General features: G+C 41.6%; 14 protein-coding genes. 12 read left to right on the forward strand and 2 right to left on the reverse strand.

From position 1 onward, the window contains the following. The first annotated feature begins 37 nt into the window (after positions 1-37). Genes OK025_RS15425 through OK025_RS15450 form a run of 6 tightly spaced genes read left to right on the forward strand, consistent with a single transcriptional unit; the run spans position 38 to position 5,667 of the window. Entirely contained in the window at positions 38-832 is a 795-nt protein-coding gene (locus OK025_RS15425) for an MFS transporter (protein ID WP_317665052.1), read from the forward strand. Continuing rightward, complete coding sequence (locus OK025_RS15430; RefSeq protein ID WP_317665054.1) at positions 816-1,451, forward strand: MFS transporter; 636 nt, start codon at positions 816-818, stop codon at positions 1,449-1,451. The genes OK025_RS15425 and OK025_RS15430 overlap by 17 nt, the downstream gene beginning before the upstream one ends. A 19-nt stretch (positions 1,452-1,470) precedes the next feature. Continuing rightward, positions 1,471-2,616: an endo-1,4-beta-xylanase gene (locus tag OK025_RS15435; RefSeq protein WP_317665056.1), complete on the forward strand. Its 1,146-nt coding sequence runs from the start codon at positions 1,471-1,473 to the stop codon at positions 2,614-2,616. A 5-nt stretch (positions 2,617-2,621) separates the two neighbouring features. Further along, positions 2,622-3,593 (forward strand): glycoside hydrolase family 43 protein, encoded by a 972-nt coding sequence (locus OK025_RS15440; RefSeq protein ID WP_248932069.1) that lies wholly within the window; start codon positions 2,622-2,624, stop codon positions 3,591-3,593. A 23-nt stretch (positions 3,594-3,616) separates the two neighbouring features. Next, positions 3,617-5,269: an alpha-glucuronidase gene (locus OK025_RS15445; protein ID WP_317665059.1), complete on the forward strand. Its 1,653-nt coding sequence runs from the start codon at positions 3,617-3,619 to the stop codon at positions 5,267-5,269. Then, on the forward strand, positions 5,224-5,667 hold the full coding sequence (locus tag OK025_RS15450; RefSeq protein ID WP_317665061.1) for a hypothetical protein: 444 nt from the start codon (positions 5,224-5,226) through the stop codon (positions 5,665-5,667). The genes OK025_RS15445 and OK025_RS15450 overlap by 46 nt, the downstream gene beginning before the upstream one ends. Before the next feature lie 44 nt (positions 5,668-5,711). On the opposite strand, the gene OK025_RS15455 is transcribed toward OK025_RS15450, so the two are convergent. Continuing rightward, the gene (locus tag OK025_RS15455) at positions 5,712-6,575 is read right to left on the reverse strand and encodes an AraC family transcriptional regulator (protein WP_317665062.1); all 864 of its coding nucleotides are present in this window, start codon (positions 6,573-6,575) and stop codon (positions 5,712-5,714) included. Between the two features lie 511 nt (positions 6,576-7,086). On the opposite strand from OK025_RS15455, the gene OK025_RS15460 reads away from it, so the two are divergent. The 6 genes from OK025_RS15460 (at position 7,087) to OK025_RS15485 (ending at position 15,852) form a co-directional block, all read left to right on the forward strand. Beyond that, on the forward strand, positions 7,087-8,103 hold the full coding sequence (locus OK025_RS15460) for a zinc-binding alcohol dehydrogenase family protein (RefSeq protein ID WP_317665064.1): 1,017 nt from the start codon (positions 7,087-7,089) through the stop codon (positions 8,101-8,103). A 167-nt stretch (positions 8,104-8,270) separates the two neighbouring features. Beyond that, positions 8,271-10,709, forward strand: coding sequence for a mechanosensitive ion channel family protein (locus OK025_RS15465; RefSeq protein ID WP_317665066.1), 2,439 nt, complete (start codon positions 8,271-8,273; stop codon positions 10,707-10,709). Positions 10,710-11,168: 459 nt separating this feature from the next. Beyond that, positions 11,169-11,963: a HAMP domain-containing sensor histidine kinase gene (locus OK025_RS15470; RefSeq protein WP_317665068.1), complete on the forward strand. Its 795-nt coding sequence runs from the start codon at positions 11,169-11,171 to the stop codon at positions 11,961-11,963. Between the two features lie 382 nt (positions 11,964-12,345). Next, positions 12,346-13,461 (forward strand): PepSY domain-containing protein, encoded by a 1,116-nt coding sequence (locus OK025_RS15475; protein WP_317665069.1) that lies wholly within the window; start codon positions 12,346-12,348, stop codon positions 13,459-13,461. A 2-nt stretch (positions 13,462-13,463) separates the two neighbouring features. Continuing rightward, the gene (locus tag OK025_RS15480; RefSeq protein ID WP_317665071.1) at positions 13,464-13,628 is read left to right on the forward strand and encodes a hypothetical protein; all 165 of its coding nucleotides are present in this window, start codon (positions 13,464-13,466) and stop codon (positions 13,626-13,628) included. Positions 13,629-13,650: 22 nt separating this feature from the next. Continuing rightward, complete coding sequence (locus OK025_RS15485) at positions 13,651-15,852, forward strand: TonB-dependent siderophore receptor (protein WP_317665072.1); 2,202 nt, start codon at positions 13,651-13,653, stop codon at positions 15,850-15,852. Between the two features lie 115 nt (positions 15,853-15,967). On the opposite strand, the gene OK025_RS15490 is transcribed toward OK025_RS15485, so the two are convergent. Next, on the reverse strand, positions 15,968-16,654 hold the full coding sequence (locus OK025_RS15490) for a class I SAM-dependent methyltransferase (RefSeq protein WP_317665073.1): 687 nt from the start codon (positions 16,652-16,654) through the stop codon (positions 15,968-15,970). Positions 16,655-16,869 lie beyond the last annotated feature (215 nt).

Raw genomic sequence — 16,869 nt, forward strand, 5'->3', positions numbered from 1 at the left:
TTACCCTTGTAATTCAACTAATCGAATAACCAATTATATGGATCAAAGTATAACAGAGGTAAAGCCTATTAAAGGTTTTTACAAACTTTCAATGAAACAACGGGTGGGGTTTGGCGCTGGTGATCTTGCACAGAATCTTATTTACCAGACTGTTTCGATGTACCTCCTGATTTTTTATACCAATGTTTATGGAATTTCTGCTGCTTCGGCAGGAGTCATGTTTCTCATTGTCCGAATTGTGGATGTGCTGTGGGATCCCATTGTAGGTGCATTTGTCGATAAGAGAAATCCCCGGATGGGAAAGTACAGATCCTATTTGGTGCTGGGAGGAATTCCAATGACAGGGTTTGCAATTCTGTGTTTTTGGAATGGATTTTCGGTTTCTTTGGCCTACGCTTATATTACATATGTTGGCCTTTCAATGCTTTATACTTTAGTGAATGTTCCCTATGGTGCTTTAAATGCTTCCTTGACGAGGGATACGGACGAGGTGACAAAACTAACATCGACGCGCATGTTTATGGCGAACGTGGGCGGGCTGGCTGTTGGGTATGGCGTACCGCTGGTCGTACAGTATCTCGCTCCGGATGGAAAGATAAACTCAAAAGATTCGGCCGAAGCCTGGTTTACAACGATGCTGATCTATGCTTTAGTCGGATTGGCCCTTCTGATTTTTTGTTTCTCACAAACAAAAGAACGGGTTATTATGGATGAAAAGGATACGGATAATGTTCGCGTATCTGATCTATGGCGAGAATTTAAGCACAATAGGCCTTTGCGTATTTTGGCCTTTTTTTTTCATTACAGCATTTGCGATGATGGCCATCGGTAATTCGGCAGGATCCTACTACATGATCTATAATGTACATGCTCCGGATATGCTGCCTTATTTTATGGCTCTGGGCTCCCTGCCTGCTTTTATTTTTATGCCATTGGTGCCGGCTATCAAACGTACAATAGGAAAGAAGCAAATGTTCTATGTTTTTCTGAGTGTCGCTATCCTTGGAATGCTCATGTTGTACATAATTTCATCCAACGAGACGCTCAAGAATAATATTGGACTGGTATTGGCTGCTCAGTTTATCAAGTCAACGGGTGTAATCGTCGCTACGGGGTATATGTGGGCTCTTGTGCCTGAGGTCATATCTTATGGTGAATATAAAACCGGTAAGCGTATTTCGGGTATTGTCAATGCACTGACAGGTATTTTTTATAAGGCTGGAATGGCATTGGGAGGTGTCGTCCCTGGATTGGTACTGACTTATGTTGAATTTGATAAAGATAATGCAGTAAGACAATCTGCATTGGCTGAAAAGGGAATTCTATGGTTGGTGGCTGTTATTCCTGCCGTTCTTTTGGTGCTCGCGATGTATGTTATCTCCAAATACGAACTGGATGATATAACGATCGACAAAATCAACCAAGATATAGAATCAAGACATACTTATTAATCAAAAATAAACCATGAAGATGTTAAAAACTATTGTTGTGGCGGTAGCAGCCTTACTATTTGGTCCTGCTGCTTCAGCCACTTTGCAGAACCTGAAGCGGGCTCCTGATTCATTGACCTTGAAAGATGCATTTGAGGGTAAATTTTTTATAGGAACAGCATTAAACCTTGATCAGATATGGGAGCGCGATCAGGCAGCGGTCGTGGTGGTCAAAACGCAGTTCAACTCCATAGTTGCCGAGAATTGTATGAAAAGTATGTTTTTGCAACCAAGGGAAGGTGAGTTCGATTTTAAAGATGCGGACCGCTTTGTCGCATTTGGAGAAAAAAATAAAATGCAAATTATCGGTCACACGCTGATTTGGCATTCGCAAACACCAGCTTGGTTTTTTGTCGATAAAAATGGGAAAGAAGTCACCCGAGAGGTACTTATCGAACGCATGCGGAAGCATATACAAACCGTTGTTTCCCGCTATAAAGGAAGGGTATTTGGTTGGGATGTGGTGAATGAGGCCATATTGGATAATGGAGAATGGCGTAAAAGCAAATTCTACGAGATCATCGGGCCGCAATTCATTGAATTGGCCTTCAAATTTGCGCATGAGGCAGATCCAAATGCAGAATTATATTATAACGATTATTCAACTGCTATCCCCGAAAAAAGAAAGGGTATTATGCGTATGGTGCAACAGGTAAAGGCTGCCGGTGGGCAGGTCACTGGAATTGGTATGCAGGAACACAATGCATTGGACAATCCATCGGTCGATGAAGTCGAAAAAACCATACTCGGATTTGCAGGCCTTGGTGCGAAGGTAATGGTGACGGAAATGGATATTTCGGTCCTACCGCATGTACGTCCCAATATGGGAGCGGAAATAGGGGAGCGTCATGCCTACAGTAAAGCGATGAATCCGTACGAAAAAGGACTTCCTGCAGCGAAAATGAATGAGTTGGGAGCGAGATATGTAGCGTTTTTTAATTTATATCTCAAACATCGGGATAAAATATCACGTGTGACATTGTGGGGTGTTGGCGATGGAGACTCATGGAAGAATGGCTGGCCTATTCCGGGACGTACAGACTATCCGTTGTTATTTGACCGGAATTATCAGCCCAAACCTTTTGTAAAGGATATTATTGCGTTGACTCAAAAAAAAAAGAAATAAGAAAAATGAACAAAAGTAAGTATTTATATCCCGGAGATTACATGGCTGATCCTTCAGCACATGTTTTTGAAAACAAAATTTATATTTATCCCTCTCACGATAGGGAAAGCGGCATCCCCGAAAATGATAACGGCGACCATTTTGATATGCAGGATTACCATGTATTTTCCCTAGAAGATATCAATGCGGAGGTTGTTGATCATGGAAAGGTATTGGATGTAAAAAACATTCCCTGGGCCGGTCGTCAGCTTTGGGATTCCGATGTAGCCGAGAAAGATGGGAAGTACTATATGTATTTCTCCATGAAAGACAAAAACGATATTTTTAGACTGGGTGTCGCTATGGCAGACCAACCCTATGGACCATTTGTGCCGCAGGATAATCCAATTAAGGGAAGCTACAGTATTGATCCATGTGCTTTTAAAGATACAGATGGTTCCTATTATTTATATTTTGGTGGTATATGGGGTGGACAGCTCCAATTTTATCGGAATAATAAGATTGTTTCGCCCAATGAATTGCCAAAATCTGATGAAACTGCATTGTCGCCTAAGGTTGTCAAGATGTCTGCTGATATGCTGGAGTTTTCGGAACAGCCGCGGGATCTAGTTATTTTAGATAAAGAGGGCAAACCATTAAAGCATGGGGATACGGAAAAGCGATTTTTTGAAGCTTCCTGGATGCATAAATATCAAGGAAAGTATTATTTTTCCTATTCTACAGGCGACAGCCATTTGATTTGTTATGCCATCGGAGACAATCCTTATGGACCATTTACTTATCAAGGGGTGATCTTATCGCCTGTTGTTGGTTGGACCACACACCACAGCATCGTGGAATTCAAGGGCAAGTGGTACCTATTTTATCACGACTCGGTTCCATCTGGAGGAAAGACCTGGCTCAGAAGCATGAAAGTTATTGAGTTGACGTATGATGAGAATGGTCATATTAAGCCAATAGATGGATTGTCTTCTTAAAAGATGTATTAGTTTTTTTACGGATGAGGTATACTATGTATTTCCATTTCTTAATGTTGGCGTTGCTTTTTATTTTCCCCGCTACTTTACGCTCGGAGGATGGTAGCCAATTGTGGCTGCGGTTTTCAAAACAGGTAAAACCTGTAGGCACCATCCAGGTTATCAAAGGAAAATCAACCGATGTAACCTTGGCATTGGCAAAACAGGAACTGGAATGTTACTGGAAGGGAGGGGATGTCATCTTAAAATTAGATCCTAGCCGAAAGGATTTAAAAGACGGCTATCAAATTAGCCAACACGAAAATCAGGTTTATATAATTGCCGGCCAATCTGTGGGTATATTATATGCTGTTTATCATTTATTACGTCTTCAGGAAACGGGAGCAGGGATACCCCAATCGGGATTGGTTGAAATACCTGCCTATGATATCAGGGTTTTAAACCACTGGGATAATCTCGACGGGACAATAGAACGCGGCTATGCCGGGCATTCATTATGGAACTGGGAGGAGTTGCCGAATAAACTTTCACCCCGATATGAACAATATGGACGAGCCAATGCTTCAATAGGAATTAATGCGACGGTATTGAATAACGTGAATGCTTCGTCGGATCTCTTGAAGCCGGATTATCTGAAAAAGGTTAAAGCATTGGCGGATGTCTTTCGTAAATATGGCATTAAAGTATATGTCTCAATCAATTTTTCCTCACCTCAAAACATAGGCGGTTTAACCAATTCAGATCCCTTAAATCAGGAAGTTAAGCGCTGGTGGAAATCCAAAGTCAAAGAAATTTATGCATTAATTCCGGATTTCGGTGGATTTTTGGTTAAAGCAAATTCTGAAGGACAACCAGGACCGCAAGATTACGGAAGAACCCATGCGGATGGGGCTAATATGCTTGCCGATGCATTAAGTCCTTATGGTGGTACAGTGTTTTGGCGGGCTTTTGTCTATCATCCGACTAAAGATGACCGTGCCAAACAGGCTTATCAAGAGTTTGTTCCTCTTGATGGCCAGTTTCGGGACAATGTTATTCTTCAAGTAAAAAATGGGCCTATAGATTTTCAGCCCCGAGAGCCATTCAATCCACTGTTGGGTGCGATGCCAAATACAGCAAAGATGCTCGAATTTCAATTGACACAGGAATATCTAGGCTTTTCTAATCATTTGGTCTATTTGGCTCCTTTGTTTAAGGAAGTATTGGATAGTGATACCTATGCCAATGGGAAAGGGCAAACGGTGTCAAAATTGACCGACAGTAGGGGGCATTTGGGACGTAAAACTGCAATCGCTGCTGTCGCCAATATTGGTTTGGATACCAATTGGACGGGGCATCATTTTGCCCAAGCCAACTTGTATGCCTTTGGTCGTTTGGCTTGGAACAATAACCTGTCGTCGGTTCAGATAGCGGATGAGTGGATAAGAATGACTTTTACGGGAGTCCAGGAGTTTGCAGAACCTATAAAGAAGCTGATGCTTGAATCACGGGAGGCAGCAGTCGATTATATGATGCCTTTAGGCCTGCATCACCTTTTTGCTTTTGAGCATCATTACGGCCCAGAACCTTGGGGAGATATTCCGGGGGACGTCCAGACTGGATGCCATGGTATTACCATAATGCGGATAGCGTGGGATTGGGCTTTGACCGAACGGTTAATGGAAGTCGTGCTGTAACACAATATAATCCACCATTGGACAAGATTTATGGGAATATATCCACCTGTCCGGAAAAACTTTTATTGTGGTTTCATCATGTTTCCTGGAATTATCGAATGAATAGCGGCAATACGCTGTGGACCGAATTATGTTTCCGTTATGACCACGGTGTCCAAAAAGTGAGGGAGTTTCAAAAAGTTTGGGATCGTATGGAAAAATATATTGATCGACCACGTTTTTTGGCTGTTCAAGCTAAACTGAGAATCCAAGCTAGAGATGCAGTTTGGTGGAAAGATGCTTGTCTACAGTACTTTCAGTGTTTTTCGCGTCAGCCGATTCCTTACGAGTTGGAGCGGCCAATACATAATTTGGAGGAGTTAAAGAAAATCAAGCTACCGATGGGGCATCATAATTAGCAACGAAAGCAACGTCTTCAAGATCTTATTCATAATGGGTTGCTTTATCTGCTTATTCGACGTTTATAAATCGTAGGTGTTTCGCCCGTTATTTTTTTAAAGAGTCTGTTGAAATAAGATATATTTTCAAAGCCCAATTTAAAGCACAGCTGTTGGATATTGTCTTCATCGATTAACATCATCAACTGTGCTTTTTCTATTTTTTTTTGATTGATGTAATGTACCGGTGTGGCATTCATCTGTTTTTTGAAAAGTCGGATCAGATGATCTTTGGAGATAAAAATCAGATTGGCAAGTTGTTCGATTGAAATCGTATGATGGATATTTTCGTCTATGTAATCGAGCACACGCAAAAGTCGTTTTTCTACTTGTGGTATTTTGTTGGTTGCTTCTGCTAGAAATCGGCTCATTAACAAATGAATGATCGCTTGGTTTTCGGAGGCTCTGGCGAAAGGCGAAGCCGTCTGAAGTGCCATGTTTTTCATTAATTCTGAAGAATTATCGTAGCCCTTTGGATCGTAAATTTTTAACTCACGACCTGGATTCGAGGCATAGAGATGCTGGATGACAGTCTCCAATAGCTGATCAGATTTGATCTCCTTTGGAAAAGTGTAACGATCAAAAATACTTGACCTAATTTCGGGATTTTCATAGATATGGATGTAATAGAGCGAGAGTTTAGCAGAACAGGCATAGCTATGATGGATATAGGCTGGTGTAAGATAGAGATGGCCGGGGCGAAGTTTAATGATTTCATCCTTTAAAATAATAGATGCCTCACCTTCACATACATAATGTATTCTTGCAAAGGGACTCTTAATATTTTGAAAGTTCCAATCTGCCAGATGTTCCGCATAGCCAATATTCAATAGTGTAAAATCTAGTTTATTCTTTTCGTTATTTATCATTATGCGAAGCGGAAAAATAGTTAGATACTATATTAATCTCAGATACAATAATACTCGTTTTCTCTAAAAAAAATAGCACTTTTTACCTACAGTTGTCGATAATGTGTTTTTTTGCGCAATCAACGCATCTCTACGAGATCGTTGTATGTTTTTTGTAGAATTATTCCGAGCGTTTTGTTTTTTGTGAAGGCTATGGTTTCATAACAGCTTTACTAGTAGCTGAACTTATCTGAGCAATATTTTTTTAGCATCAAGCAATTTGTCTGATCGTTAATAACCTTCCTTTATTTGGTACTTTTGAAAGAGAGGTTTTGTGATATATATGGGGATGGATCGATATCGTGTTAGTTTTTATCGCTAATGTAGTTCCTTTCTCCATTCTATATAATTATTTTTGACTATACGATAATAGTAAAGATTCCAAAACAGGAAATCTCATCAATTCCGATATGAGCTTTGGTACAATTCATAATCAACGCAATTGTTATTTAAATCTTGATGCCATTTATAAATGAAAGCAATAAAAATAGTGAAAGAGGGACGTGTGGAAATCATGGATATTCCGCAACCGACTGTTAAGGATGGACATGTCCTCGTAAAGGTAGACTATGTTGGATTCTGCGGTTCAGATCTGAATACCTTTCGGGGGTTGAATCCATTGGTCAATTTGCCGGTCATACCAGGGCATGAAATTGGGGCAACGGTCGTGGAATTGGGGACTAATGTGACAACTGATCTTAAGGTTGGTACAAAAGTTACCGTAAATCCGTATTCCAACTGTGGTGTTTGTACCGCATGTAAGAATAATAGGCCCAACGCTTGCCGTTACAACGAGACTATGGGTGTACAGCGCGATGGCGCCATGACTGAATATCTTGTCTTACCTGTTGAAAAGATCATCGCTGGGGGACAGCTTTCATCCAAAGAATTGGCTCTTGTGGAACCTATGAGTGTGGGCTTCCACGCCGTTGACCGAGCATCGGTAACAGACAGCGATATTGTATTGGTATTCGGATGCGGTATGATCGGAGTGGGGGCGATCATTCGGTCAGCATTACGGGGAGCTACAGTCATTGCTGTCGATGTGAGTACTGAAAAGCTCGAACTAGCGAAAAAACTAGGCGCAAAGTATACGATTAATAGCGCTACGGAAGATCTGCATGCGAGGTTGGATGTGTTGACTCAGTCCATGGGAGCTGATGTTGTTATCGAAGCCGTTGGCCGAAAGGAAACATACCTGGCGGCCATTGCTGCCGCTGCATATACAGGCAGAGTGCTGTATATCGGGTATGCAAAGGAAGCGATTCCTTTTGATACACAGTTTTTTGTCAAAAAGGAACTGGATATCAGCGGGTCGCGCAATGCCACGGCAAAGGATTTTGCTGCGGTAATGAATTACTTGAAAATGAAAACCTGCCCGATCGAAGAACTGATAACGGCTATTTATCGGGTGGAGGATGCACAATTGGCCTTGGAATCATGGTTGAATGATCCCGGACGTGTTTTTAGGCTACTGATCGCGTTTTGACCGAAGCGACTTTGGCTTTGTGAAAGATCGAATTGAGGGGAGGGTAACTATAAAATATCTTGCTGCTAAATGAAGGATGATGAAACAATATTAGAGCAATATATGTACATTTAGGTGTTCATAGTACAATTTAAATACCTAAAGGAAAAAAATAAACTTCAATGGCAATGCGCAGGAAATTTTTAGCATGTTTCTTCATCATATTGTTTTCAAGGGTGCTGTTTGGTAATTCCCAAGATTCTGTTCAGCAGGGATTTGTAGACAAGACGGAACGATTTTTTAAAGAATCGGCTAAAAGGAGTGTCCGGGATTTGGAAATGGACCGTGCAGCCATCCGCCAAAATCGGGTATTGGAGGATATTAAGTTATTGGCGAGCCAATCGCGTTCCTTTCTGCGCAAAGGTTTCGATTCGTTGAACGTGGACCAGGAGCTGAAGGAGCTGATCGTCTTACATGATATTGCAAAAGATGGTGTCTTTGAAAACAAGGGTTCTGCCCAATCATCGCGCAACCTTACAGTGACCTTCAACATCTTGAACGCACTTTCCATAGAGGTAAGGAGTTTAAAACGCGATATGGACCGTTATCAGGATAGGATCACAAATTATCAGTTGGATCTCGACTCGTTGAGCAATGACCCCGCACTTTTTGTCATCTCCAAGGATTCTGCTAATCTTGCCCGGTATATGGACAGGATTCGGGTGATCGCAAGGGAGATTTCACCCATTACGCTGAAATTGGCAGAGCGGATCAACAGTGTCCACGAACTGCAGAATAAAATTAATATCGAGCTGGCACGGCTGGAATCGGATATGGAGGAGGTGCTCTACTACCAGAACAGGCTCTCTAACCGAACGATTGCTCGCAACTTTGTCAATATTTGGGTCCCAAGTAAGTTTGAGCGACCGATGAATGAAATCCTCTTCTTCTCATTCGTGAAAGCAAAATGGCTCTATTTCTATTATTTGAGAGCGCATCTGGGAAAACTGCTTTTCTTTTTTCTGGCAACCCTGGTCGTCGTTTCCTATGTTTATGTATTGCGCAGGAGGATCAACGATAAAAATACGGTTCAGTCAAGTCTGTTGTTGCACCGACCGCTTCTGAGTGGGTTAATCATCGGACTGTGCGTCATGCAATTTATATTTCCCGCACCACCTTTTGTGTTTACGATCACCATATTGACTGTTGCCTCGGTCTTTTTATCCCTCGTTTTTAGACCGGCAATAACAGGGTATTGGATGGCGATATGGCTTTCCATTCTGACCCTTTTTATTTTAGCCGGATTAGATAACCTCGTGCTTCAACCTTCACGATCGGAACGTTGGTTGATTCTTGTCATTGCTACCCTTTCCTGCCTTGTCGGTCTGCTGGCGCTCTTGAATAAGGAACGTCGCGACGAGATCAAAGAACGCTGGATACTTTTTCCAATTGCATTTATGGTTTTCCTGGAATTTGCGTCCATTATAATGAACCTTTTTGGGCGTTTCAACCTTAGTAAAGTGCTTTTGGTGGCGGGATTGACAAATGCTGTGGTTTTTATTTTGTTTTTGTGGGTGATTCGATTGGTCAATGAGGGATTGCAATTGGCTTCTTCGGTCTATCAGAAGCAGGAAAGAAGATTATTTTATATCAATTATAATAGGGTGGGCAAAAGAGCCCCGGTTTTTTTCTATGCGGTATTGATTGTTGGATGGTTTGTGCTCTTTGGCAGAAATTTCTACGAATTCAGGTTCCTTGCAGATCCCTTGAGAGACTTTTTGGAAACCGAACACCGTTTGGGTAACTATCAGTTTTCCGTCAATAACCTCGCGGTGTTTCTATTAATTATGGTCTGTGCAACGGTGCTTTCGAAGATCGTTTCCTATTTTGCTGCGGACTCCCAATGGGAGAAAAAGGAAGGTACGGCTCAGCATAAATTTAGACTGGGAAGTTGGATTTTGCTCGTTCGGATAACGATTATCGTGATTGGATTTTTTCTGGCCTTTTCGGCGCTGGGGATTCCGGTTCAGCAGATCGGAATTATCGTAGGGGCATTGGGTGTAGGAATAGGTTTCGGCTTACAGACGCTTGTCAACAACCTTGTGAGTGGTTTGATCATTGCCTTTGAAAAGCCTGTGAATGTTGATGACCTAATTGAGATCGGTGGGCGATCGGGAAAAGTGAAATCTATCGGATTTCGCAGCAGTGTTATTGCGACAGCTGAGGGGGCCGATCTGATTATGCCGAATGGAGATCTGCTCAATGCACATGTGATGAACTGGAGCCAGGGTGGTGCCAAAAAACGTCTCAGTATTCGACTTGAGGTAAAATATGGGGTAGATCTTGAACGGGTAACTCAGCAGCTTAAAAAAATAATGGACGAGGACGAGCAGATTCTTTCTTCAGGTGGCACTGCTGTGCAATTTGTGCAGGTGAGCTCGCAGGCAGTGGTGGTCGAACTCTATTTTTGGGTCAGAATATCCAAAGATAGTGGCGATGTCAAGAGCGGATTATTAACCAAAATTTATGCAACTTTTGCTGATGAAAGTATTGAACTGGCTTTACCTAGTCAGGAAATTATTCTCAGTCAAACGGATGGAGCCACAAAAGCGAAATCCGATCATTAAAAGTGCCCCGCTCTGGACGAAAAGAACAAATAGAAGCAGTAAAAGAAGCCACTGTCTTTTAGAAAGCGGCTTCTCTTTTTGATCAGGAGGCTTTTTACCGTAGTGCTCTTGTTCGTGACCTTAATAATTTATTAGTGCCCTTAATAATTTAGTTTGCGGAAGTCGACTCCGAAGTAATTGTCTATTAGAGAATAGTTTTTTGTAAAGGCTGGATCAATATTGTGACCTAGCTTTTTTTGAGTGAGTTAAGCAAGAATCGAGGTAAGTGTAATTTTTTTTAAGGTAAATTTTTTAATTAGGATGTGATTGTTTAGCTTTGATATTCCATTAGTCATTATTGTTAATTTATTACCTAAAAATTGTGCAAAGCCAAACCATTATTACCTTACTTATTGTTGGAATCTCATCAGTAAGACTCTTATTGGAGTACTGATCTACTTTTTAATCCGAAAGAACCGCTTGTTAAAGGTTGAACAGCTCAAATTAACGACCGCCAACAGCATCCTCAGTGAACAGGCAATTCGTATTCACCATTATAATGAGGAATTAAAAATTGCCGAGAGTTTCAAGACTAAAGTTTTATCGATTGCCTCACATGATCTCAGAGCACCATTTGCATCGGTCGAAATTTTGTTGGCGATTGATGATATTTCTCTAGTTGATAAGGAGGAACTTAAACTCATCTTTTTAAATCTAAAAGGACAGGTGGCCAGATCGCGTACGATGTTGGAAGAGGTCTTACTATGGACGGAATCACAACTTCGGGATAAACTTGAAAATACCGAGAACTGTAATATTCGCGATCAAATTGAAGCGGTATTGGGGATCTATACGTTGGAAATCCAGCGTTTTAATATACAGGTCATTAATTCGGTGAATCCGGACTTTAGGGTGGATACACATAAGGGAATCCTCGCTTTTGTCCTTAGAAATGTGATCAGCAATGCCATTAAATATGGGCGAGTTGGTGGTAATATCGCGCTAAAATTGATCGATGATCAGAGCGATCGATGGGAACTCATTGTCAGTAACGAAGGAGACGAACTTACGTCAGAAGTCCTTCATAACCTAAATTTTGTCGATAGCTGGGATCGCAAAAAATCAGAGAATAGAAATGGTGCAGGTCTGGGTATTTCCCTTTGTAAAGACTTGATCAAACGGATTGATGGAACAATGCAGTTCGAAAACCAGTATGGTACAGGTGTTTCTGTACGTATCTCATTTCCACGGAAAGCTTATCAGGCTGTCTCATGATGGTAATCAATCCACTGTAAAAGCCCGATTTCATATCGGGCTTTTTTTTTGAAAAATTAGGTGACAAACTAAGTTTGTCATGATAAATCGTTTCTCATGAACGGTCCGGCGATCGATTATGTTCCCGCTTTTTCCCATTGAGCAGGTTATAGGAGGAAAGACCTACATTCGTTTCACCCCGAAGTAAGGGGCATATTCCGTTTTGTATGTATTGGTGGTAAAGCAGTTTATCAATTGGAATCGCTACATCTATCAACTGTAGCTGTTACAATATAACCGAATAATGTAGCTGTTTTCTGCGCTCAAATAGGTGAGCTTATAAAAATATTTATTTTTATTATTTAGATTGATTAAAAATAATACATTTGCAAAAAAACTACCGATGAAACAGAAGACTGCAAAGCGTTGGTTCAACTGGCATAAATGGACAAGTCTAATTTGCACCATTTTTCTTCTATACCTCTGCATCACGGGCTTACCGTTGATCTTTCATGAAGAGATCGAACATCTACTAGAAGAAAATAAAGAGGCTGTAGTCACACAGCAGAAGTTAAGCCTCGATAAGTTGGCAGAAATTGCGGAATCTAGGTTTCCGGGAGAGAAGGTGCGCTATGCGTTCTGGGATGAAAATGAAAAAAATAAGGTGCTTTTTGATGTCGTGGATAAACCGGATGCACCTTATGAGAAAAGTAAATATCTGGTTCTTAATGAGTATACCGGGGAGATCTTGGGGGCGCCAAAAACGGATGGTCTGATGCATATCATTCTTAAACTGCATACCGATATGTTTTTGGGTATTCCTGGCAAATTATTTCTAGGCTTGATGGGGATTTTATTTATGATTTCTATTGCCTCAGGGATTGTGCTATATGGGCCCATTATGAAAAAATATGATTTTGGAATGGTACGGAGGAATCGGTCCAAAAGACTTCAGTGGTTGGATACGCACAATTTGTTGGGGATCGCTTTAACGGCATGGATGCTGGTTGTCGGGTTTACAGGTGTAATCAATACGCTCTCCGACGTGATCCTTGGGCTCTGGCAACAGGGACAGCTGGCCGAGATGACTGCACCTTATAAAAATCAAGAGCCCCTTAGAGCTAACTATAGCTCGCTGGAGGAGGCAAAGTTGTCGGCTGAAAACAGTGTGAAAGATATGAAGGCTGCAGTTATTGCTTATCCCGGAACTCCCTTTACTAGCAAGCATCATTATGCTGTATTTATGCGTGGCAATTCAGAGCTGACATCGAAGCTACTCAGGCCCGTTCTGATTGATGCTAAAACGGGATTGGTAACGGATAGCCGGGAAATGCCCTGGTATGTCAATACGCTGTTCCTGTCCGAACCGCTGCATTTTGGAAATTATGGGGGGCCAATTCTTAAAATTGTTTGGGCTGTATTTGATGTCTTCACCATTTTCGTTCTGATAACAGGGCTCTATCTATGGATTGCCAGGCGTCGTGCAGAGCAGCAGCTATTTTTTGCTAAAGAATCTTAACCATGAAAAATACCTTTCTAAAACTTTGGGGTATGCCATTACTATTGGCTGCGCTATCGCTGTTTGGACTAATTGTGGCACTGTTGGGCGATGGTCTATGGGACCATTTGGGTTGGCTTGCCCTTACCGTCCCTCTATTTCTTGTGATTCGACACTATTACAAATAACTACAAATAAATTACCATAAACATGAAGAAGTTGATATTAAGTGCTTCTGTATTATCAAGTATCGCTGCCTATGGGCAACAAAAGGACACTGTAAAGATGAATAAAATGGATGAGGTCATCATTAATGCCTACATCAAGAAAGACAGTGAATACACCAATAAAATGCCATTGCGGGCAATCGAAAATCCGCAGGTTTATTCTTCAATTGATCGTGTGGCTTTAGAAAATCAACTGATTTTTACTGTGGATGAAGCTTATCGCAATGTGACCGGTTTGCAAAAAATGTGGAATGCAACAGGGCGTGCCGGCGATGGTGGCGCTTATGTCAACCTACGTGGATTTATTTCAAATAACTCGTTGCGGAACGGTTTGGTAGCTCCTGTAAGTGGTACAGTAGATGCCGTGAATATTGAAAAAATAGAAGTCTTAAAAGGACCTTCAGCTACGCTGTATGGAAGTAATGTGACTTCGTACGGTGGTGTGATCAACCGTGTCACGAAAAAACCGTATGATAGTCTGGCTGGCAATGTGTTGGTTTCGGCTGGAAGATATGATTATTATCGCGCGCAGGCAGATCTTAATGCACCGTTGACAAGGGATAAAAGCGTTCTGTTTCGTGTTAATACAGCCTATACGACCGAAGGAAATTTTCAAAACCCGAAGGTACACAATACGTATTTTGCGTTTACTCCCAGTCTAACCTGGAAAGTAAATGATAAAGTGGATGTTAACTTCGAATATGAGATGTTTGACAACAAGGCCCAGTCTGAGCAGAACTTCTTTTTCGTAGGCCCGTTGTCTGCTTTTGGATTTTCGGGGATGAAAGACCTGGAGAAAGCGGGGCTTGATTATAAAAAGCCTTATGTGGGATCGGGGTTATACAATACAGGCCGCACGCGCAATTTGTTCGGACAGGTCAATTATAAAATTAACGAACATATCCGATCGTCGACAGCGATCAATAGTGCCTATAGTTACTCCAATGGTTTCAATCCTTATTTCTATATCACGACGAAATCGTATGGTGCTGATCCCAACGATAAGGAAGTTGGTTTATACCGCGGTGATCAGTCTACCGCAGATAGCAAGCAACGTTATCTACAGGTGCAGCAAAATTTTAATTTTGACTTTCATATCGGTCATATGCGTAACCGGACAGTTGTGGGCGGAGATTATCTGCGTACGCGCAATGATCAATTCTTTTACTTCGGTGTAATAGATTTTGTGCCTTTTACGGGGCAAACAGACTACAGCAATTTCAATGCTGACTATGTAACAAAATATTATAATTCAATCCGCAATACACCGGCTTGGGATAACGCAACCTGGCCATTGAAAAATAAGTCGAATACCTATAGCGCTTATGTATCCAATGTCATCACACCTGTACAGGGCTTAAACCTGATGACGGCGATTCGTTATGAAAGCGTTAAATTCAATGGCGGAGTGAAAGGCTCCAATGAAACTCCGGCCTATACACAGCGAGCATGGTCGCCCAAATTAGGGTTGGTCTATGAAATTGTGAAAGAGAAATTATCGGTATTTGGTAACTATCAGAATAGCTTTACGAGCAATGGCTATTTTGTTTCCGATACAGCCTCTAACCTTTCTCTTTCGGACCCCGAAAAAGCCAACCAATGGGAGGGTGGATTTAAAGCAGATCTATGGCATGGAAAAGTTAATGCTACACTTAATTATTACAACATTAATGTTAAGAATACATTACAGACAATAGGTTATACACCACAGGGAAGGGCAATCGAACAGCAAATGGGGAAACGCAACAGTAAAGGTGTTGAATTGGAAGTGAACGCTTATTTGGTCAAAGGCTTTTCATTGATCGCTGGGCTGAGCTACAATGATTCTAAATTTACAGAAACGACAGATGCCACTGTTTTGGGTAAGAGACCGAATACCGCGTCTTCACCATGGTTGGCAAACTTCAATGCTACGTATCAGTTTATGGACGGCAACCTAAAAGGCCTTGGTCTGGGCTTCGGTGGAAACTATGCAAGTGCCAACAAGATTATCAATGCGACAAATGGAACATTTGAATTGCCTAAATATGTTGTTCTCAATGCCAATGTCTTCTATGATACGAAGAAGTTCAGAGTTGGGGCAAAAGCAGATAACCTGACCAATGCGCACTATTGGATTGGTTACACTACAGCTAATGCACAAAAGCTATTGAATGTTGTCGGGAGTTTTAGCTATAAGTTTTAATTCGGTTTGCTAAAACCATAAAAGCCTCCATTCAATGGAGGCTTTTTGTTTGTTTTGTATTTCGAATGTGATCTACATAGGCCCTGACATGGCTTTATTAGGATGAATTCAAATTTTACTTTTTGATAGCTTCCAGCATGAAAAGCCCTTCAGTTTCAACAGGGAGCTCAAGAATACGATTTTGGGCATCCATATCGACTTCAATAGAACCAAATCCAACTGCTTCCAATAGTTCGACGTCTTTCGCAGGACGTTGATGTGCACTGATGTCCAATGCCGATTTGATGTCATTGATCTGATCGATAGCGCCGGATGGGCATTCATCATGCCTGTCGGTACTAAAGACCGTTTTCCCAAAATCGGCATCCAGGTTGATCAGTTTTCCACCCGGCTTAAGCACGCGTTCCATTTCACGGTAACATTGCTCAAGATCGGGGATGGTCCATGTCATCAATCTCGTGAAAACGAGGTCAAAGGTATTGGCTTCAAATTGCAGTTCTTGTGCATCCATGACTCGGTAGTGTACGCTAACTTCTAGTTCTTGGCTAACGAGTTTTGCATATTCAATCATCTGTGGGGAGAGGTCAACGGCAGTAACCTCAAAATCCGCAAGGGTCATAATGTTGGCAAAATATCCCGTAGCAGTACCAACCTCAAGTACTTTATTGCCCGCAGTCTGGCTACGGATGGACTTGAAAAACGCAAGCCAGCGTTCAGTTTCTGGTCGGGACCAGGCTTCATCCCGTTCCTTGCGCCAGGAAGTACTACGGTCATTCCAGTATGCTGTTATCCTATCAATCATCGCAATAATTTTAGTAGGGACAAATTTATCCATTTTATCAGCAACAATTGCTGGAATTTATGTCATATCTCCGATCAGCTTATTTTGGATTTTTATTCTGCTTGCCACAGCTGCAGACATAAATATCACTCAGCCAATGTACCAACGTAGTAATAAATAATAAGCAATACCTGTTGAATGTTGCACGATGACGCGGGTGATTTTGCTCAGGAAAA

This window comes from Sphingobacterium sp. UGAL515B_05, from assembly GCF_033097525.1.
GTDB lineage: Bacteria > Bacteroidota > Bacteroidia > Sphingobacteriales > Sphingobacteriaceae > Sphingobacterium.

What these genes read in the sequence shown, in the direction of transcription:
- OK025_RS15425 (WP_317665052.1), top strand. Translation starts at nt 38, where the DNA reads ATGGATCAAAGTATAACAGAGGTAAAGCCTATTAAAGGTTTTTACAAA.
- OK025_RS15430 (WP_317665054.1), top strand. Translation starts at nt 816, where the DNA reads ATGATGGCCATCGGTAATTCGGCAGGATCCTACTACATGATCTATAAT.
- OK025_RS15435 (WP_317665056.1), top strand. Translation starts at nt 1,471, where the DNA reads ATGTTAAAAACTATTGTTGTGGCGGTAGCAGCCTTACTATTTGGTCCT.
- OK025_RS15440 (WP_248932069.1), top strand. Translation starts at nt 2,622, where the DNA reads ATGAACAAAAGTAAGTATTTATATCCCGGAGATTACATGGCTGATCCT.
- OK025_RS15445 (WP_317665059.1), top strand. Translation starts at nt 3,617, where the DNA reads ATGAGGTATACTATGTATTTCCATTTCTTAATGTTGGCGTTGCTTTTT.
- OK025_RS15455 (WP_317665062.1), bottom strand. Translation starts at nt 6,575, where the DNA reads ATGATAAATAACGAAAAGAATAAACTAGATTTTACACTATTGAATATT.
- OK025_RS15460 (WP_317665064.1), top strand. Translation starts at nt 7,087, where the DNA reads ATGAAAGCAATAAAAATAGTGAAAGAGGGACGTGTGGAAATCATGGAT.
- OK025_RS15465 (WP_317665066.1), top strand. Translation starts at nt 8,271, where the DNA reads ATGCGCAGGAAATTTTTAGCATGTTTCTTCATCATATTGTTTTCAAGG.
- OK025_RS15475 (WP_317665069.1), top strand. Translation starts at nt 12,346, where the DNA reads ATGAAACAGAAGACTGCAAAGCGTTGGTTCAACTGGCATAAATGGACA.
- OK025_RS15480 (WP_317665071.1), top strand. Translation starts at nt 13,464, where the DNA reads ATGAAAAATACCTTTCTAAAACTTTGGGGTATGCCATTACTATTGGCT.
- OK025_RS15485 (WP_317665072.1), top strand. Translation starts at nt 13,651, where the DNA reads ATGAAGAAGTTGATATTAAGTGCTTCTGTATTATCAAGTATCGCTGCC.
- OK025_RS15490 (WP_317665073.1), bottom strand. Translation starts at nt 16,654, where the DNA reads ATGATTGATAGGATAACAGCATACTGGAATGACCGTAGTACTTCCTGG.